The 18,353-nt window shown below is 70.3% G+C and carries 20 protein-coding genes; 9 read left to right on the forward strand and 11 right to left on the reverse strand.

Translation table 11 applies throughout. The features are described 5' to 3' along the window. Nucleotides 1-78: 78 nt before the first annotated feature. Nucleotides 79-672: a histidine phosphatase family protein gene (locus ACIBJH_RS30595; RefSeq protein WP_399120094.1), complete on the forward strand. Its 594-nt coding sequence runs from the start codon at nucleotides 79-81 to the stop codon at nucleotides 670-672. 34 nt (nucleotides 673-706) lie between these two features. Here the strand turns inward: ACIBJH_RS30595 and ACIBJH_RS30600 are convergent, their stop codons facing one another. Together ACIBJH_RS30600 and ACIBJH_RS30605 are read right to left on the reverse strand one after the other, a co-directional pair. Further along, nucleotides 707-1,150 carry a DUF6314 family protein gene (locus ACIBJH_RS30600; protein WP_399120196.1) on the reverse strand — a complete coding sequence of 148 codons (444 nt, stop codon included), beginning with the start codon at nucleotides 1,148-1,150 and terminating at the stop codon, nucleotides 707-709. Nucleotides 1,151-1,152: 2 nt separating this feature from the next. After that, complete coding sequence (locus ACIBJH_RS30605) at nucleotides 1,153-1,404, reverse strand: hypothetical protein (protein WP_399120095.1); 252 nt, start codon at nucleotides 1,402-1,404, stop codon at nucleotides 1,153-1,155. A gap of 151 nt (nucleotides 1,405-1,555) precedes the next feature. Here ACIBJH_RS30605 and ACIBJH_RS30610 point away from each other — a divergent pair, with 151 nt between their 5' ends. Next, entirely contained in the window at nucleotides 1,556-4,042 is a 2,487-nt protein-coding gene (locus ACIBJH_RS30610) for an alpha-L-arabinofuranosidase C-terminal domain-containing protein (RefSeq protein WP_399120096.1), read from the forward strand. Here ACIBJH_RS30610 and ACIBJH_RS30615 read toward each other — a convergent pair. Next, entirely contained in the window at nucleotides 4,029-4,469 is a 441-nt protein-coding gene (locus tag ACIBJH_RS30615; RefSeq protein WP_399120097.1) for a carboxymuconolactone decarboxylase family protein, read from the reverse strand. The genes ACIBJH_RS30610 and ACIBJH_RS30615 overlap by 14 nt on opposite strands. After that, a complete protein-coding gene (locus tag ACIBJH_RS30620) occupies nucleotides 4,466-4,912 on the reverse strand; it encodes a MerR family transcriptional regulator (protein WP_399120098.1) in 447 nt (148 codons plus the stop codon). Before ACIBJH_RS30620 ends, ACIBJH_RS30615 begins: the two co-directional genes overlap by 4 nt. A gap of 129 nt (nucleotides 4,913-5,041) precedes the next feature. On the opposite strand from ACIBJH_RS30620, the gene ACIBJH_RS30625 reads away from it, so the two are divergent. Together ACIBJH_RS30625 and ACIBJH_RS30630 are read left to right on the forward strand one after the other, a co-directional pair. Continuing rightward, complete coding sequence (locus ACIBJH_RS30625) at nucleotides 5,042-6,244, forward strand: DUF6745 domain-containing protein (protein ID WP_399120099.1); 1,203 nt, start codon at nucleotides 5,042-5,044, stop codon at nucleotides 6,242-6,244. A 52-nt stretch (nucleotides 6,245-6,296) separates the two neighbouring features. After that, nucleotides 6,297-6,767 carry a hypothetical protein gene (locus ACIBJH_RS30630; protein ID WP_399120100.1) on the forward strand — a complete coding sequence of 157 codons (471 nt, stop codon included), beginning with the start codon at nucleotides 6,297-6,299 and terminating at the stop codon, nucleotides 6,765-6,767. Nucleotides 6,768-6,780: 13 nt separating this feature from the next. On the opposite strand, the gene ACIBJH_RS30635 is transcribed toward ACIBJH_RS30630, so the two are convergent. Together ACIBJH_RS30635 and ACIBJH_RS30640 are read right to left on the reverse strand one after the other, a co-directional pair. Next, complete coding sequence (locus ACIBJH_RS30635) at nucleotides 6,781-7,419, reverse strand: TMEM175 family protein (RefSeq protein ID WP_399120101.1); 639 nt, start codon at nucleotides 7,417-7,419, stop codon at nucleotides 6,781-6,783. 125 nt (nucleotides 7,420-7,544) lie between these two features. Then, complete coding sequence (locus ACIBJH_RS30640) at nucleotides 7,545-8,291, reverse strand: VOC family protein (RefSeq protein WP_399120102.1); 747 nt, start codon at nucleotides 8,289-8,291, stop codon at nucleotides 7,545-7,547. 97 nt (nucleotides 8,292-8,388) lie between these two features. On the opposite strand from ACIBJH_RS30640, the gene argC reads away from it, so the two are divergent. Genes argC through ACIBJH_RS30665 form a run of 5 tightly spaced genes read left to right on the forward strand, consistent with a single transcriptional unit; the run spans nucleotide 8,389 to nucleotide 13,228 of the window. Further along, complete coding sequence (gene argC, locus ACIBJH_RS30645; protein WP_399120103.1) at nucleotides 8,389-9,417, forward strand: N-acetyl-gamma-glutamyl-phosphate reductase; 1,029 nt, start codon at nucleotides 8,389-8,391, stop codon at nucleotides 9,415-9,417. Continuing rightward, entirely contained in the window at nucleotides 9,414-10,568 is a 1,155-nt protein-coding gene (gene argJ, locus ACIBJH_RS30650) for a bifunctional glutamate N-acetyltransferase/amino-acid acetyltransferase ArgJ (RefSeq protein ID WP_399120104.1), read from the forward strand. The genes argC and argJ overlap by 4 nt, the downstream gene beginning before the upstream one ends. Further along, complete coding sequence (argB, locus tag ACIBJH_RS30655) at nucleotides 10,565-11,473, forward strand: acetylglutamate kinase (RefSeq protein WP_399120105.1); 909 nt, start codon at nucleotides 10,565-10,567, stop codon at nucleotides 11,471-11,473. Before argJ ends, argB begins: the two co-directional genes overlap by 4 nt. Continuing rightward, complete coding sequence (locus tag ACIBJH_RS30660) at nucleotides 11,470-12,669, forward strand: acetylornithine transaminase (RefSeq protein WP_399120106.1); 1,200 nt, start codon at nucleotides 11,470-11,472, stop codon at nucleotides 12,667-12,669. The genes argB and ACIBJH_RS30660 overlap by 4 nt, the downstream gene beginning before the upstream one ends. 19 nt (nucleotides 12,670-12,688) lie before the next feature. Then, nucleotides 12,689-13,228, forward strand: coding sequence for an arginine repressor (locus tag ACIBJH_RS30665; RefSeq protein WP_200713757.1), 540 nt, complete (start codon nucleotides 12,689-12,691; stop codon nucleotides 13,226-13,228). A 172-nt stretch (nucleotides 13,229-13,400) separates the two neighbouring features. Here the strand turns inward: ACIBJH_RS30665 and ACIBJH_RS30670 are convergent, their stop codons facing one another. The 5 genes from ACIBJH_RS30670 to ACIBJH_RS30690 all read right to left on the reverse strand — a co-directional run bounded on the left by ACIBJH_RS30670 (nucleotide 13,401) and on the right by ACIBJH_RS30690 (nucleotide 18,271). Next, nucleotides 13,401-14,141 (reverse strand): FAD:protein FMN transferase, encoded by a 741-nt coding sequence (locus ACIBJH_RS30670; protein WP_399120198.1) that lies wholly within the window; start codon nucleotides 14,139-14,141, stop codon nucleotides 13,401-13,403. A 55-nt stretch (nucleotides 14,142-14,196) separates the two neighbouring features. Next, nucleotides 14,197-14,973: an FMN-binding protein gene (locus ACIBJH_RS30675; protein ID WP_399120107.1), complete on the reverse strand. Its 777-nt coding sequence runs from the start codon at nucleotides 14,971-14,973 to the stop codon at nucleotides 14,197-14,199. A gap of 19 nt (nucleotides 14,974-14,992) precedes the next feature. Then, entirely contained in the window at nucleotides 14,993-16,375 is a 1,383-nt protein-coding gene (locus tag ACIBJH_RS30680) for a ferric reductase-like transmembrane domain-containing protein (RefSeq protein ID WP_399120108.1), read from the reverse strand. Between the two features lie 77 nt (nucleotides 16,376-16,452). After that, nucleotides 16,453-16,911 (reverse strand): FMN-binding protein, encoded by a 459-nt coding sequence (locus ACIBJH_RS30685; protein ID WP_399120109.1) that lies wholly within the window; start codon nucleotides 16,909-16,911, stop codon nucleotides 16,453-16,455. A gap of 7 nt (nucleotides 16,912-16,918) precedes the next feature. Continuing rightward, a complete protein-coding gene (locus ACIBJH_RS30690) occupies nucleotides 16,919-18,271 on the reverse strand; it encodes a ferric reductase-like transmembrane domain-containing protein (protein WP_399120110.1) in 1,353 nt (450 codons plus the stop codon). Between the last annotated feature and the right edge of the window lie 82 nt (nucleotides 18,272-18,353).

Genomic DNA, 18,353 nt, shown 5'->3' on the forward strand with positions numbered 1-18,353 from the left:
AGTAAGGTTTCGCCCACCCTGGGTAACTCTCACCCGGCCCCCCTTGACCTGCGTACTTCGGCGGATCACCATCGCCGCATGCAACTTCGGGTCACGTTCGTCGCCGCCGCGCGCAGCTCCCCGCTGCTCGCGGAGCGCTTCGAGGACGACCGGCCGCTGGACCAGGCGGGCTGGGACGAGGTGCAGCGCGCCGCCCCGATTCTGCTGCCGCTGGCGGCGGCGGAGCTGCGCTACTGTTCGCCGACCCCGCGCAGCCGCACCACCGGCGACGGCCTCGGTTACACCCCGCTGGTGCAACTGGCCCTGCGGGACTGCGACATGGGCCGCTGGCGCGGGCTGACACTCGGCGAGGCGATGGCCCGCGAACCCGCCCTGGTGGATGCCTGGCTCGCCGACCCGCGCTCCACCCCGCACGGCGGCGAGTCGCTGCTCTCCTTCATCGCCCGGGTGGGCGGCTGGCTGGACACCCGGCCCATCGAGGACGGTGGCCGGATAGTCGCCGTCGCCGAACCCTCCGTCATCCGGGCCGCGTTGGTCTACGCCCTCAAGGCCCCGCCCTCGACCTACTGGAACCTCGACGTGCGCCCCCTGTCGACCACCACGGTCATCGGCAGCGCGGGCCGCTGGAACCTGCGCTTCGACGGAGCGGCGGTTCAGTCGAGGCAGGTCTGAGCCGTCGGCCAACTCGGGGGAGAGCGGCCCGAGTTCAGCCCACCCGCACGTAATCCGTGCTGAGCACGAGATCCTTCGCAGGCCCGCCCACCCGCCACACGGTCCGCCACCGGTCCGCGTCCAGGACCGTGAACTCGCCCCGGTACAGATCCGCCGAGCAGGGGTGGTCGGCGACATACCGCCCCGACGTCAGATCCAGCGGGTGAAAGGGCCGCCCGTCGCCGAAGCGCACATCGGCCGTACCGGGTGCCGCGCCCGGCAGGAACCGTAGTGTCCGCTCGGCGGGACGGGCCACGCCCCGCCAGGTGAAGGTCCCCGACTCGGCGTGCAGCAGACCCCCTTCGGGCAGCGCGCCGAACACGGTCGTACCCGAGAACTCACCCTCGTCCCCGCTCGCCAGATCCCGCACCGACCGCCGCACCCGCCAACTCCCGGACAGATACGCCAGTACATCGGAAACCGGCCAGAACTCGCCCACTGTCACCCCTTCCTGCGCCACGGGCGCCACCCGTCCGGAGAGTCGGCGGGTGCCTTCCGCTCCGCCTGTGCCCGGATCTCGTGGTGGGCCGCGTGACTCGTGGTCCGGAAGGCCTCCTCGTACGCGGCCAGGGCGCCGCCGATCCCGCCCCCGGCGGTGCCGCGGCGGCGGATCCGCCGGGCCGGCCAGGTGAAGAACCCCAGCGTGACGGCGAGAAAGCCGAGCAGGACGAGGTACGGCAACACCACGGACATGCCCTCGACCCTACGTCCCCGCCCGCGCCGGTCCCATTGACGTGCTCACGCCCCTTGCCTATCTTGCCGTTCGAAGTGCTGACCGACGTCCGATATCTCGAACTGGACATTCGAGCATCGCGCACGATCCGATACGAGCCGCGGAGTATCCATGTCACGCACCAGCCGCACCCGCCTGAGACTTGCCCTGGGGGCAAGCGCTTTCCTGCTGGCGGCGGCCGTCGCCCCCGTCCCCGCCCACGCCGCCGACGTCACCGACTACGCGATCACCGTCGACCCCGGCACGCGGGGCGCCGCGATCGACAAAACGATGTACGGCGTCTTCTTCGAGGACATCAACCGCGCGGCCGACGGCGGCCTGTACGCCGAGCTCGTCCAGAACCGGTCCTTCGAGTACTCCACCGACGACAACAAGTCGTACAGCCCGCTGACCGGTTGGACGGTCGACGGTACGGCCCAGGTGGTGAACGACGTCGGCCGCCTCAACGAGAACAACCGCAACTACCTCTCCCTGACCGCCGGTTCGGCCGTCACCGATGTCGGCTACAACACCGGCATCGCCGTGACGGACGGCGCGAAGTACGACTTCTCGGTGTGGGCCCGCGCCGACAGCGGCACCACGCTCACCGTGAGCCTCCAGGACACCGGCGGCACCCTGGCGACCGCCCACCAGGTCGCCGTGCGGAAGAACGGCTGGGCCAAGTACAAGGCCACGTTCACCGCGACCCGCACCAGCACCACCGGCCGCCTCACCGTCGCCTCCTCCGCCGCGACCGCCCTCGACATGGTCTCCCTCTTCCCCCGCGACACCTACAGGCACGAGCCGAACGGCCTGCGCAAGGACCTCGCCGAGAAGATCGCCGCCCTGCACCCGGGCTTCGTGCGCTTCCCGGGCGGCTGCCTGGTCAACACCGGCTCCATGGACGACTACAGCGCGGCCTCCGGCTACCAGCGCAAGCGCTCGTACCAGTGGAAGGACACCGTCGGCCCGGTCGAGCAGCGCGCCACCAACTCCAACTTCTGGGGCTACAACCAGAGTTACGGCCTCGGCTACTACGAGTACTTCCGCCTCGCCGAGGACATCGGCGCGATGCCACTGCCCGTCGTACCGGCCCTGGTCACCGGCTGCGGGCAGAACAAGGCCGTCGACGACCCCGCGCTGCTCAAGCGGCACATCCAGGACACCCTGGATCTCATCGAGTTCGCCAACGGCCCGGTCACCTCGAAGTGGGGCGGGTTGCGCGCCCGGATGGGCCACCCCAAGCCCTTCCACCTCACCCACATCGAGGTCGGCAACGAGGAGAACCTCCCCACCGAGTTCTTCGCCCGCTTCACCCAGTTCCGGACCGCGATCCAGTCCGCGTACCCGTACATGACCGTGATCTCCAACGCGGGCCCGGACGACAGCGGTTCGACCTTCGACACGGCCTGGCAGCTCAACAAGGACGCCAAGGTCGACATGGTCGACGAGCACTACTACAACAGCCCGCAGTGGTTCCTGCAGAACAACAGCCGCTACGACTCCTACGACCGCACCGGCCCGAAGGTCTTCCTCGGCGAATACGCCTCCGGCGGCAACGCGTTCAAGAACGGCCTCGCCGAAGCGGCCTACATGACCGGCCTGGAACGCAACGCCGATGTCGTCGAACTCGCCTCCTACGCACCGCTGTTCGCCAACGAGGACTACGTCCAGTGGCGCCCGGACCTGGTGTGGTTCAACAACCACGCCTCCTGGGGCTCCGCCAACTACGAGGTGCAGAAGCTGTTCATGAACAACGTCGGCACCCGGGTCGTGCCGTCAACGGCCACCGGCACACCGTCACTTGTCGCTCCGATCTCCGGCGCGGTCGGCCTGTCGACGTGGGCGACGAGCGCGGCCTACGACGACGTGAAGGTGACGGCGGCGGACGGCTCGGCGCTGCTCTCCGACGACTTCTCCGGCGACGCGGCCCAGTGGACCCATACGGGAGGCGGGAGTTGGAGCCTCCAGGACGGGCAGTACGTCCAGACCGACACCGCCGCCGAGAACACCATGGTGTCGGCGGGCGACCCGGCCTGGCACGACTACGACCTGCAGGTGAAGGCCACCAAGAAGGCGGGGAAGGAAGGCTTCCTGGTCGCGTTCGGGGTCAAGGACACCGGCAACTACTACTGGTGGAACCTGGGCGGCTGGAACAACACCCAGACCGCCGTCGAACAGGCCGTGGACGGCGGCAAGTCGACGCTGATCGCCAAGCCGGGGACCATCGAGACGGGCCGCGCCTACGACGTCGACATCAAGGTGAGAGGCCGTCAGGTCACCCTGTACCTCGACGGGCAGGAGTGGGGAAGCTTCACCGACGACAAGCCGGCCGAGCCGTTCCGCCAGGTCGTCACCAAGGACGCGAAGACCGGTGACCTGATCGTCAAGGTCGTCAACGCCCAGTCCTCGGCGGCCCGTACGGCGATCGACCTGGGCGGCGCCAAGGTCGCGTCCAGGGCCAAGGTGACCACGCTCACCGCCGCGCCCGACGCGGTGAACAGCGAGACGGCCACGGCGGTCGCACCGGTCCTGTCCACCTTCAACGGCGTTGCCGACGAGTTCAGTTACACCTTCCCGGCGAACTCGATCACCTTCCTGAGGATCAAGCAGAAGTAGCCGCCGCCTCCGACGTGGGCTGCTGTCCCAGCGGCAGCAGCCCACGCTCGGCGAAGACCTTCTTCGCGGCGAAGGTCGCGTTGAGCGCCTTCGGCATGCCGCAGTACACAGCGGAGTGCGTCAGCGCCTCGACGATCTCCTCCGGCGCGAGGCCCACGTTCAGCGCCGCGTTCACATGCACATCGAGCTGGGCCTCGCAGCCGCCGAGCGCGGTGAGCATGCCCAGCGTCACCAACTGGCGGTCGCGCGGGGCCAGTCCGGGACGGTCGTAGATCTCGCCGAAGGCCCAGGCGACGACCTGGTGGCCCAGTTCGGGGCTGATGTCGGCGAGCGAGTCGACGACCCGCTGCCCGGCCTCGCCGTCGACCCGCTTCAGGACCTCCAGGCCGTGGGTGAACCGCTCTTCACGGGTGGTGCTCGCGCTCATGTCGTTCCGTCCGTTCCCGGCCGCTCGTGCTCGTGTTCGTCGAGGAGCAGCTGTTCGTAGTGGTCGATCTTGCGGTCCAGCACGGTCGCGTTGCGGCGCAACGCCCTTATGCGGTCGGCTAGTTCGGCGCGGTGCTCGCGGAGCATCGCCAGCCGGTCGGCGACCGTGACGTTGCCCGCCGCCCGCAGTGCGGCGAACCGCTGCATGTCGGCGATCGACATGCCCGTCTCGCGCAGCCGCAGCAGAAACTCCAGCCAGGCCAAGTCCGCTGCCTGATACCGCCGTTGGTTGCCGGTGCTCCGGCCGACCCGTTCGATCAGGCCGGCCTTCTCGTAGTAGCGCAGGGTGTCGTGCGAGAGTCCGGTGCGCTCGGTGACCTGGGCGATGGTCAGGGTGGGTTCGCGGTCCCCGGGGAGGGGGTTCAGGGGCTGTCCGCTGCTCATGAACACAACCGTAGAACCTGGAGTGCGCTCCAGGTCAAGCGCTAACTCCCTTGCGCTGGGACGTCGCTGCTGTCACGCTCCCCGCATGATGATGCGAAAGGCGGACCTCGAAGTCCTCCGGTGACCCCCGTGTCAGCTCTCCGTGCGGGAGCCCACCGTGTCGCGTCGGCCCGACGGCTGAGCGATGAATGGCGAGCGCACGGTCTCGCGGCGCGTCCCGCCGACCGGCCCGCGGCCGAAGCCGCCGTCGCCGCCCTGTACCTACTGATCGACGCCCCGGCCCCGGAGTTCGTCTGGGCGCCCTCGCCCGCCGCGGCCCTGTCGCTCGTCCACGACGACCCGCGGACCTTCCCACCCGTCCATCTCCGAGGCCCCAACCTGCCCCGATACCCGGAGGGTTGGCCCCCGGCGGCACTCCTCGCCAACCTCGTGCAGGACCTGCGCCACAGCCTCGACCGCGCCATCGGCCACGCCGTGACCCGGGACCACCTGTGGCAGCCGCTCGTCGCCGATGCCGAACAGGCCCTGGCCGCAGGGGCGTCGATGCCGCGCATCGTCGACATGGTCGCCCACGACGCGCTGTACACCACCCTGCGCAACTGCGTACGCGCCCCCATGCGCGCCGAGTTGATGCCCACGACCGGCGGCACGGACGGCCTGACCTGGTACGGGCAGCACGACGCCCACTGGATCGGTCACTACGACGTGTACGCCCGGCTCGGCCTGGCGACCTACCGCCGCTCCGACGCCGAACTGCTCGCCCTGCTGGCCGGGTTGGCGCGTTCCACCGGCTGGTGGTGGCCGGGTGAGGGCCGTTGTGTGATGGCGGAGCGCCCCACCGAGGTCCACACCGAACCCCTCCCCAACGCGCACCATGGCGAGGTACGGCTGCACCGGGACGACGGTCCCGCCGTCCGCTTCGCCGACGGCACCCAGGTCCACGTCCTGCACGGCACCCACGTCCCGACCTGGGTGATGACCGACCCGTCCGTCGAGCGCATCCACGCCGAACGCAACGTCGAGGTCCGCCGCAGCGCCATCGAACGCATCGGCTGGGACACCTACATCACACAGGCCGGCCTCCGCCGCATCGCGGCGGCCGACGATCCCGGCAACCCCGGCTCCGCGCTCCATCTCTACGACGTCCCGCGCGAGTTGTGGCGCCGCCCCGCCCGTCTCCTCCTCGTCGTCAACGGTTCCGTCGAGCCCGACGGCACCCACCGCCGCTACGGCCTCAGTGTCCCCGCGCACTTCGACGACCCGGTGGCGGCGGCCGGTTGGACGTACGGCCTGTCCGGCGAGCACTACGCGCGGCTCGTCCGCCGCACCTGAACCCCTGCCCGCATTCCTTCAAGTACCAGAGGTGACGCCCATGTTCACGCCCATGCCCACATCCACTCCCACGACTCTCGCCGACCTGACCCGGCGCTCCGGTCTAGACGTCCTCGACCATCTGGAGCGCGAGGTCGCCATCCCCGTCGTCGACGGCCTCCAGGCCCAGGGCGACCTGATCGTCGTCCCGTACGCGTTCGTCGCCCGCGCCGTCACCCACACGACCAGTCACTGGCGTGAAGTACCCGCCGCAGGCGTCGAGTTGCTGCGCAGCGCGGCCGGCGGCAATCCGCACACCCTCGTCGCCGACCCCGGCACCTGCCGCTGGACCGAGGACGTCCGCGACACCATGGGCCTGGCCCTCGGCATGATCGAGACCTCGGCGGTCGCCTACCTCATCCACCCCGAACACGGCGGCACGGGTATCGCACCCGGCCGGTACGTCGTACGACGACAGCGCGAGCGCGACACCGAGCGCATCGGCCGGTTCGGGAACCTGGGCAACCGCATGATCGCCGACTGAGACCGCGTGCACCTCACGGCCGCGCGAGCCGCCGCCGGTAGTGACCGATGAGGTAGTGCACGGGGACGAGCGTGATCCAGAAGCACATGGCCGCCGTCGTGTCGACGTAGGCCAGCGGGATGGACAGGGCGAAGACCAGTGCGCTGGTGCCGAGTTGGAGGGTGAAGCGGCGGCGGGCCTGCGCGGCCGGTGACTCGGGGGAGGGGTGCACCTGACGCTGTGTGAGCAGCAGCAGGGCCACGTGCACCCCGTGGATCGCGGTCATGGTCCCCGCGTAGAGGGCGACGGCTTCGGGATGGGAGGCGTACTCGGCCAGCAGTCCGGTGGGGAAGGGCAGCAGGGCGACCAGGCCGAGGCCCAGCAGTATCAGGTGCGTGACCAGGTTCGTCTCGGTGGGCAGCGCGGTGAGGATGCGCCGGTGGTCACGCCAGAACCCGGAGAGCAGGGAGAAACTCAGCGCGAAGGCGCCGACGCTGGGCAAAGCCTCCCCGAGGGCCTTGTGGAACGCGGCGTCGTTCAGGTGCGGGGGTACGGCCACGTCGATGACGAGCAGTGTCATCGCGATGGCGTAGATGCCGTCGGACAGGGCGAGCAGGCGGGTCGCGCTCGGGTCGTTCTCGTGCGGGCGGGTCTGTGCCACTGGCTCCGTCATGGCGACGAGAGTAGGGCGTCGTGTCGCGACTGTGCTGCGTGAGGCAGGGCGGGTGTCGGTCGTATGACGTCGTTCGTCGGGTGTGCCCGGGCCGGGCCGGGCCGGGCCGTCGCCGAGGCTCCGGGTCAGGACGAGCGCGCCAGTACGCAGAACTCGTGGCCCTCCGGATCGGACAGGCACCGCCACGGCACATCGTCGCCCTGGCCGACGTCGAGGTCGGTGGCGCCGAGGGCCCGCAGCCGGGTCACCTCCGCCTCCTGGTCGTCGCTCGGGTACCGCAGCAGGTCGAGATGGACGCGGTCCGGCACGGTCTTCGCGCCGGGGGCGCGGAGGAACTCGAAATACGGGCCGTCGCCCTTGGGGGAGCGGAACGTCGCGTGGTCGTCGCTCACCTCGTGCAGCGTCCAGTCCGTCGCCCCGCCCCAGAACCGGGCCATGGCCCGCGGCTCCACGCAGTCGATCACCACGGCGGCGATCGGCCCGGTGTCCCGGTAGACGTCCCGCGGCTCCAGCACGCAGAACTCGTTGCCCTCCGGATCCGCGAGCACCGTCCACGGCACCTCGCCCTGGCCCACGTCCACGGGCGTCGCGCCGAGCGAGCGGAGCCGCGCGACCAGCTCCGTCTGATGGGCCGCGGAGGTGGTGGCGAGATCGAGGTGTACGCGGTTCTTGGTCGCCGTCTTGGGTTCCGGTACGGCGATGACGTCGACGCAGACCCCGACCGGGTCGAGCCAGTCGAAGCCGGCGGGTTTGACGGCGGTCGCGCCGGGTTCCGCGCTGGAAGCGGCCCACCCGAGCGCCTCCGCCCAGAACCGGCCGACCACCGCGTCGTCGACGGCCTTGATGTTCACCAGGACGGGTCGCAGCGTCATGCCGGGAATCCTATGCACCCGCTCCCGGTACCTACAGCCCTGGATTGCATAAACGTGCATCGAAACGTATAGTCATGCCGTCGATGAGGAGGGTTCCATGGTGGTACGTGCGGCGGTGGCCGGAGCGAGTGGATACGCGGGTGGCGAACTCCTGCGTCTGCTCCTGGCCCACCCCGAGGTCGAGATCGGCGCGCTGACCGGCAACTCCAACGCCGGACAGAAACTCGGCGCGCTCCAACCGCATCTGCTGCCGCTGGCCGGTCGAGTCCTCCAGGAAACTACCCCGGAAGTCCTCGCCGGACACGATGTCGTCTTCCTCGCGCTTCCGCACGGCCAGTCCGCCGCCGTCGCCGAGCAGCTCGGCCCGGACGTCCTCGTCGTCGACATGGGCGCCGACTTCCGGCTGAAGAACCCGGCCGACTGGGAGCGCTTCTACGGCTCCGCGCACGCCGGCACCTGGCCCTACGGCCTTCCCGAACTGCCGGGCGCCCGCGCCGCGTTGGAGGGGTCCAAGCGCATCGCGGTGCCCGGTTGCTATCCCACGGCAGCCTCCCTCGCGCTCTTCCCGGCGTACGCCGCCGGACTCGCCGAGAACGAGGCCGTGATCGTCGCCGCCTCCGGGACCTCCGGCGCGGGCAAGGCACCCAAGGCTCATCTCCTCGGCTCCGAGGTCATGGGCTCCATGTCGCCCTACGGCGTCGGCGGCGGGCACCGGCACACCCCCGAGATCATCCAGAATCTGGGCGAGGCGGCCGGTGAGACCGTCACCGTCTCCTTCACGCCCACCCTCGCGCCCATGCCCCGCGGCATCCTCGCCACCTGCAGCGCCAAGGCCAAGCCCGGAGTCACCGGGGAGTCCGTGCGCGCCGCGTACGAGAAGGCCTTCGCCGACGAGCCCTTCGTGTACCTGCTCCCCGAGGGGCAGTGGCCGGCGACGGCGTCCGTCTACGGTTCCAACGCCGTTCAGGTGCAGGTCGCGTACGACGAGGCCGCGGGCCGCATCATCGCGATCAGCGCCATCGACAACCTGACCAAGGGCACCGCGGGCGGTGCCGTCCAGAGCATGAACCTCGCCCTCGGGCTCGACGAGACCACCGGGCTTTCTACGATCGGAGTCGCGCCGTGAGTGTGACGGCAGCACAGGGATTCACGGCCGCGGGCATCGCCGCCGGAATCAAGGAGAACGGCAACCCGGACCTGGCCCTCGTGGTCAACAACGGGCCCCGCCTCGCCGCCGCGGGCGTCTTCACCTCCAACCGCGTCAAAGCCGCTCCGGTGCTGTGGTCCGAGCAGGTGCTGAAGGGCGGCCAGGTCTCCGCCGTGATCCTCAACTCCGGTGGCGCCAACGCCTGTACGGGCCCGAAGGGCTTCCAGGACACCCACGCCACCGCCGAGAAGGTCGCCGACACCCTCGGTCTGAACGCGGCCGAGGTCGCCGTCGCCTCCACCGGGCTCATCGGTCTGCTGCTCCCGATGGACAAGCTGCTCCCGGGAGTCGAGACCGCGGCCGGTCAACTCTCCGAGCACGGCGGCGAGAAGGCCGCCATCGCCATCAAGACCACGGACTCCGTGCACAAGACCGCCGTCGTGACCACCAAGGACGGCTGGACCGTCGGCGGTATGGCCAAGGGCGCCGGCATGCTCGCCCCCGGCCTCGCCACCATGCTCGTCGTCCTCACCACCGACGCCGACGTCGAAACCGACGTACTGGACAAGGCACTTCGGGCCGCCACCCGTACGACCTTCGATCGCGTCGACTCCGACGGCTGCATGTCCACCAACGACACCGTGCTGCTGCTCGCCTCCGGCGCCTCCCAAGTCACCCCGGGCTACGAGGAGTTCGCCGAGGCCGTCCGCGCCGTCTGTGACGACCTCGGTCAGCAGCTGATCAGGGACGCCGAGGGCGCCAGCAAGGACATCAAGATCGAGATCGTCAACGCCGCCAGCGAGGACGACGCCGTCGAGGTGGGCCGTTCCATCGCCCGCAACAACCTCCTCAAGTGCGCGATCCACGGCGAAGACCCCAACTGGGGACGGGTGTTGTCCGCGATCGGCACGACCAAGGCCGCCTTCGAGCCGGACCAGCTCAACGTCGCCATCAACGGCGTCTGGGTCTGCAAGAACGGCGGAGTCGGCGAGGACCGCGACAAGGTCGACATGCGCTACCGCGAGGTGCGCATCGTCGCCGACCTCGCCGCGGGCAGTGAGACGGCCACCATCTGGACCAACGACCTCACCGCCGACTACGTCCACGAGAACAGCGCGTACTCCTCATGAGCACTACCCGTAAGCACACCGCGCTGCCCAAGGCGCAGATCCTCATCGAGGCGCTGCCCTGGCTGACCCGGCACAACGGCAAGACCGTCGTCATCAAGTTCGGCGGCAACGCCATGATCGACGAGGACCTGAAGGCCGCGTTCGCCCAGGACGTCGTGTTCCTGCACCACGCGGGCCTCAAGCCCGTCGTCGTGCACGGCGGCGGCCCGCAGATCAGCGCCGCCCTCGACAAGCACGGCATCGTCAGCGAGTTCAAGGCCGGCCTGCGCGTCACCACCGAGGACGCCATGGACGTCGTACGGATGGTGCTCGCCGGGCAGGTCCAGCGCGAGCTGGTCGGCCTGCTCAACCAACACGGGCCGCTGGCCGTCGGGTTGACCGGCGAGGACGCGCACACCATCACCGCCACCAAGCACCAGCCCGAGATCGACGGAGAGTTGGTCGACATCGGGCGGGTGGGCGAGATCACCGCCATCGACACCGGCGCGATCGAGGCACTGCTCGCCGACGGCCGTATCCCGGTCGTCTCGTCGATCGCGAGGAGCGAGGACGACGGACATGTCTACAACGTCAATGCTGATACGGCGGCTGCGGCACTCGCTGCTGCTCTGGGGGCCGAAACCCTCATGGTCCTCACGGACGTCGAGGGCCTCTACGAGGACTGGCCCAACAGCGACGAGGTGATCAGCCGCCTCACCGCCTCCCAACTGGAGAAGCTGCTCCCGGAGTTGAGTTCCGGGATGGTGCCGAAGATGGAGGGCTGTCTGCACGCCGTCCGCAACGGCGTGACCACCGCCCGGGTCATCGACGGCCGGGTCCAGCACTCGATCCTGCTGGAGATCTTCACCGACGAGGGCATCGGCACGATGGTCGTGCCCGACAAGAATCAGGGGGATGCCGCATGAGCGCGAACGAGGACCTGACCCAGCGGTGGCAGGGGTCGCTCATGAACAACTACGGCACCCCGAAGCTCCCCCTCGTCCGCGGCGCCGGCGCCAAGCTCTGGGACGCCGAGGGCAACGAGTACACCGACTTCGTCGGCGGTATCGCGGTCAACGCGCTCGGCCACGCCCACCCGGCGATCGTCGAGGCGGTCAGCAATCAGATCGCCCAACTCGGCCATGTCTCCAACCTGTTCATCGCCGAACCGCCCGTCGCCCTCGCCGAACGGCTCCTTGAGCGCTTCGGCCGGGACGGCAAGGTGTTCTTCTGCAACTCGGGCGCCGAGGCCAACGAAGGCGCCTTCAAGATCGGCCGGTTGACGGGCCGTCAGCACATGGTCGCCACTCAAGGCGGCTTCCACGGACGGACGATGGGCTCCCTCGCCCTCACCGGCCAGCCCGGCAAGCAGGAGCCGTTCCTGCCGCTGCCCGGGGATGTCACGCATGTCCCGTACGGCGACGCGCAGGCGCTCGCCGCCGCCGTCACCGACGAGACCGCGCTCGTCATCATCGAGCCCATCCAGGGCGAGAACGGCGTGGTCGTACCGCCGGCCGGATACCTGAAGGCGGCCCGCGCGATCACCGCCGCGCACGGCGCGCTGCTCGTCCTCGACGAGGTGCAGACCGGGGTCGGCCGGACCGGGCACTGGTTCGAGTACCAGGCCCACGAAGGCGTGCTCCCGGATGTCGTGACCCTCGCGAAGGGGCTCGGCGGCGGGCTGCCGCTCGGTGCCACCGTCGCCTTCGGACGCGCCGCCGACCTGCTTCAGCCGGGCCAGCACGGCACGACGTTCGGCGGCAACCCGGTCTCCTGCGCCGCCGGTCTCGCCGTACTCGACACGATCGAGGCCGAGGGTCTGCTCGACAACGTGAAGCGGCAGAGCGAGAAGCTGCGGGACGGAATCGAGGGCGCCGACGGCAGTTCTCGGCACCCGTTGATCGATTATGTCCGGGGTGCGGGCCTGCTCCTGGGTATCGTGCTCACCGAGCCGCTCGCGCCCCAGGTGCAACAGGCGGCTCAGGACGCCGGTTTCCTGGTCAACGCGCCCGCTCCCGATGTCGTACGGCTGATGCCGCCGCTGAACCTCGGAGACGACGAAGTGGACGCGTTCCTCCGGGCGTTGCCCGGTGTCCTGGACGTGGCCAAGGGGGACGGATGATCCGGAGAATGAGTCGACGATGAGTCAGGCGCAGGAGCACGAACAGTCGACGGGGCCGGCCGTGCCGCAGACCCGCACCGCCCGCCACCGCCGGATCGTGGACATCCTCAACCGGCAACCGGTGCGCTCCCAGAGCCAGTTGGCGAAGCTGCTGTCCGACGACGGGCTGAGCGTCACCCAGGCGACGCTCTCCCGGGACCTGGACGAGCTGAACGCGGTCAAGATCCGCAACAACGACGGCGACCTCATCTACGCGGTACCGAGCGAGGGCGGCTTCCGCACCCCGCGCGTGCCGCTGGGGGAGTCGGCGAAGGAGGAGCGGATGCGGCGGCTCTCCGCCGAACTGCTGATCTCCGCGGAGGCCTCCGCCAACCTCGTGGTCCTGCGCACCCCGCCGGGCGCCGCCCAGTTCCTCGCCTCGGCGATCGACCAGGCGGAACTCCAGGACATCCTCGGCACCATCGCCGGCGACGACACGCTCCTGCTGATCAGCCGGGACCCGCTGGGCGGACAGGCCCTCGCGGACCATCTGCTGCGGCTGGCGCAGAACGACCACTGACATACCCGTACGACCGACGAACTACGAGTCGGGGGGGGGGGGGGGGGGGGGGGGGGGGGGGCGGGCGCGCCGCGGGGGGGGGGCCCCCCACCCCGGGGGCCCCCCCCCCCGCGCGCGCCCCCCCCCCCCCCCCCCCCCCCCCCCCCCCCCCCCCGACTCGCATGGGGGATCCCTACCCGAGGCGGGCGGCCAGCCCGTCCGTGCAGCGGACTTCGTCGCCTGCCGTGATGAGCAGGGCTTCCACGTCCGGGAGTGATTCCAGCCAGGCCAGGCCCTCCCGTGAGCCCATCGCGAACGCGGCCGTGGCCCAGCAGTCGGCCCAGGTCAGCCGGGGTGCCACCACGGTGACGGCGACCAGGTCGGTCACCGCGGACTTGCCGGTGGACGGGTCCACGATGTGCGCCCCGCGCTCCGCCGTACCGGAGGTGGCGACCGCGAGTTCGTCGGCGCCCGCGGCGGAGATCACGGCCGCGAGACCGCCCGGGCGCAGGGGGTCGGAGACGCCGACCCGCCAGGGGCGGTGCGGTCCCGGGGCGCCGAACATCTGGACGTCGCCGCCGCCGTTCACACTGACCCCGCTCACCCCGGCCGCCGTCGCGATCAGCTCGGCGGCCCGCTCGGCCGCCCAGCCCTTCACGATGCCGGTCGGGTCGAGGCGGCCCTCGTAGTTGGTGCTGAACCAGCCGGAACTGACCCGCTCCGCCTCGGCGCCCAGCTCCAGCACCTCGGCGACCTCGGCGTCGCACTCCGCCACGGTCAGCTCGCCGCGGGCCAGCCGCGACACCTGGCTGTCGTCGCGGTAGGTGCTGAACACCTCGTTGACCCGGTGCAGTTGGGTAACCGCCTGCTCCAGTGCCGCCTGGACGGCCTCGGGCTCCCCGCCGCGGATGTCGAAGGAGAACACCGTCCCCATGACCTCCTCGGCGTGCCGCAGCGCGGCGGGAGCCTCCGCGGGATCGGTCACCGTGTCAGCCACCGGCCTTGTCCAGCGCCGACTGCAGGGACTTCTTGTAACCGCCGCTCGTGTACGTGGCGGTCGACACGGAGTCGATGTTCGCGTTCCCGGCGGCCACGGCCTCCTGGTTGAGCTTGGGGATCGCCAGCGCGGTCTTCTGGTCGCTGGTCCCGCCGCTCGGGGCCTGCACGGCCTCGGCCTTGGTGATCTTGCCGTTCGCGACGGTGATCCGGACCTGGACCGGCCCGTACTGGGTCGTCGCGACATCGCCCGTGACCGTCTTGGCCTGCGCGGCGGGCGCCGCGGCGGCCGAACTCTGGGCCGGCGCTGCCGCACTGGCGGACTTCATCTTGTCGATGGCCGACTGCAGGGACTTCTTGTAGCCGCCGCTGGTGTACGTCGCCCCGGTCACGGAGGTGATGTCCGCGCTCTGCGTGGCGACCGCCTCCTGGTTGAGCTTGGGGACGGCCAGCGCGGTCTTCTGGTCGCTGGTCCCGCCGTGCGGCGCCTGCACGGCCTCGGCCTTGGTGATCTTCCCGTTGGCGACCGTCAGGCGCACCTGGACGACCCCGTACTCGGTCTGGGTGGCGGCACCCGTGACCGTCGAGGTCCCGGGCGTCGCGGCACCGCCCTGGGGCGACTCCTGCGCGGCGGCGGCTCCTTGGGCCGCACCCTGCGCGGACGCCGAGGAGGAGTCGGTCGCCGGCTTCAGGGAGAGCAGCAGAACGATCCCGGACACGGTGGCGGCGCTCGCGAGCAGAACACGCCGGATGGGGTGGCTCTTCTTCATTGCTCCTGACTCCCGTCGCTCACATCTCGAACGACTCGTGATGGATACGGCGGGCGGGGACCCCCGCGCCGCGCAGTGCTTCGTAGACAGACTGCGCGAAGCCGGGCGGCCCGCACATGAAGACGTCGTGGTTGTCGATGTCGGGCAGCTTCCGGCGCAGCGAGTCCGCCGAGATGTCGGGGCGCTCACCGTCGGGGCTGTTGACCGCGTACATCAGACGGGCGCCGCGCTCGTCGGCGATCTTCGCCAACTCGTCCCACAGCGCCAGGTCCTGCGTGGTGTTGGCCCGGTAGAGCAGCGTGATGTCGCCGGCCGCGCCGGGCAGGGTCTCGAACAGCGCCCGCATCGGCGTGATGCCGACGCCGCCCGCGACCAGCAGCACCTTGCCGCGGGTGCGCCGCTGCGAGGTCATCGCGCCGTACGGGCCCTCGGCCCACACCTTCATGCCGGGCCGCAGTTCGCGCAGCCGGGTGCTGTGGTCGCCGATCGCCTTGACCGTGATCCGCAGCATGTTCGGGCGGGGCGCCGCCGACAGCGAGTACGGGTGCGAGCTGAACCGCATCCCCGGCGCGAGGAACCGCCACCGGAAGAACTGCCCGGCCTCCGCGCCCATCCGGTGCAGCTTGCGCCCGCCGATCAGCACGGACACGATGCCCGGAGTCTCCTCGATGACCGCCTCGACGTACATCCGGTGGCGCAGGTTGAGCCGGATCGGGGTGAGGATCCGGTACCAGACGACCAGCGCGGTGACCGTGCCGTAGAGCCCGTACCAGACGGTCTTGGCGATCGGTGTCAGCGCGAAGTCGTTGCCGGTGGTGATCTGGTGCCAGAAGGTCAGGAACACCGCGCCGTACGTCAGCAGGTGCACGTGGTACCAGGTGTCGTACGGGATCCTGCGGCGGACGGCGCCGATCGACGAGAGGCCGATGAGCAGGAACAGGCCCGTGCCGATGGCGGCCTTGCCCATGTCGGGCAGCTGGTTCACCGAGTCGATGGTCTGCTGGACGATGTCGCTCAGCGTCTTGCCCGCCTGGAGGGCGTAGCCCCACATGATGAGGAAGACGTGCGCGAAGACCAGACAGAGCGTGTACCGGCCGCTCATCGCGTGCCAGCGGGCGACCCGGTCCGAGCCGACCCGCCGCTCCAGGGCGGGCACGCGGGCCATCTGGAGCACGACCAGGGCCATCAGATAACCGGCCAACAGACCAGTGATACGGCCCGCGTTGAGGATCTTGCCGTTCTGGTCGGCGATGGACGGCGTGTTGTGCCACCACAGCCACAGCACCCCGACCGCGCCCGCCCAGACGGCGAGCAGCAGCAGGGTCGCTGGGGAGCGGCGCGGGCGGATGCGGCGCATCGTCTGTCGGCGGGCGGCACGTCCGCCTGCGAGCGTGGTGGTCACGGTTCCTCCGTGGACGGGGCACAAGGGGGGTGGCGTGGCCCCTTGGCCCTGAAGTACGTGCCGTGGAGGCTGTGCGTTCAGAGTCCCGCGGAGTCGAGTGCGGACTGGAGTGACTGGCGGTAACCGTCACTTGTGTAGGTGGCTCCCGACACCGTGTCGATACTCGCGCTCTGCGCGGCGAGTGCCTCGCTCTTCAACTGGGGCAGGGCATAGGAGTTGATCTCCTGGTCGCGCGGATTGTCCGACGGTGACTGGACCGCGGTGACATCGGTGATCTTGCCGTTCGTCACGGTGATCTTCACCTGGACGGGGCCCCAACGGGTCTGCGCGGTCTCACCGGTGACCGTCTTCGTCCCGGTGACGGCCTTGCCGCTCGCGCTGCCCGAGGGAGCGGGCGACGAGACGACCTGGGGCGCCGCGGCCACCTCGGGCGCCGTGTGCGGCTTCAGCGCCAGCAGCATGACCAGGCCGGACGCGGTCACGGCGCTGGCCAGCACGATCCGCCGCAGCGGCCGGTTCTGCTTCAACGGATGCACGACGACCTCACAGCTCGAACGATTCGTGGTGGATACGGCGGTCCGGCACCCCGGCGGCGGACAGCGCCCCGTACAGCTCCTGGGCGAAGGCGTGCGGACCGCAGATGTACACGTCGTGCCCGGCGAGATCGGGCACGGCCTCACGCAGATATGCCGGGGTGAGTGAAGGCCGTTGTCCTTGCGGCCCGTTGAGCGCGTACAGCACCTTCGCCCCGCGCCATCGCGCGATCGCCTCCAACTCCCCGCCCAGCGCCAGGTCTTGAGCAGAACGCGCCCGGTACAGCAGCGTCACTTCACCCGGCAGCGTCTCGAAGAGCGCCCGCAGCGGGGTGATCCCGACCCCGGCCGCGATGAGCAACGACCGCTGCCCGGTGCGCCGTTCGGCGGTCAGTGAGCCGTACGGCCCCTCCGCCCACACCCGCGCGCCCGGCCGCAGCAGTGGCACGGCCGCGCTGTGGTCGCCGAGCGCCTTCACCGTGATCCGCAGCAGATCCCCGCGCGGCGGCGCCGACAGCGAGTACGGCGTCGACGTCCAGCCCATGCCCTCGCCGAAGAACCGCCAGCGGAAGAACTGCCCGGCCTCCGCGCCGAGTTGGTCGATCCGCCGCCCGCGCACGACCACGGAGTACACCCCCGGCGCCTCCCGGTGCACCGACTCCACGCGCAGCCGGTGCCGCAGATTCAGCCGCACCGGCGCGAGGATCCGGTACCACAACACCAGTGCCGCGACGCCGAGATACAGCGCGTACCAGGCGTCCGTGGCCCAGGGCCGCCCGTTGAACTGCTCGCCCAGGGACAGTTGATGGAAGAACGCCAGGAACACGGCCGCGTACGTGAGGAGATGGACGTAGTACCAGAACTCGTAACTCACCCGGCGCCGTGCGGCCCGCGCCGAGGTGATGCCGACCGCGAACAGGATGAGCCCGCCGAAGGTCGCCTTCAGCATGTCCGGGTAGTCAAGGACGACGGTGACCGTCTCGTGCACGACCGAGGCACGGTCCTGGGCGGCGTACCCGAGCAGGATCAGCACGACGTGCACGACCAGCAGGCAGACCGTGTACCGGCCCGCCATCGCGTGCCAGCGCGCCACCCGGTCCGAGCCGATCCGCCGCTCCAGCAGCGGCACCCGTGCCATCAGGCCCACCAGCACGGCACAGGAGTACCCGCACAGCAGCCCGGCGATCCGTCCGGCTCCCGTGAGCCAGCCCGCGGCCCCGACCACCGACCCGGTGTCCGCCCACCACAGCGCGACGACGGCCGCCGCACCCGCCCACAGCAGGGCGAGCACCGGGCCCGTCGGCGAGCGCCGGGGAACGGGCGCCACGGGCGGCGCCTTCCGCTGCTCGTACACGGTGGTCATGTGTGCGTCCTTTCACCTGTCCTCCACGCAACTGTGCGGGCACAACCTCTGAGGGAACTCTGAGTGGACGCAGTTCTCAGAG

Origin of the sequence: Streptomyces sp. NPDC050548 (assembly GCF_044457385.1) — a bacterium.
Lineage (GTDB): Bacteria > Actinomycetota > Actinomycetes > Streptomycetales > Streptomycetaceae > Streptomyces.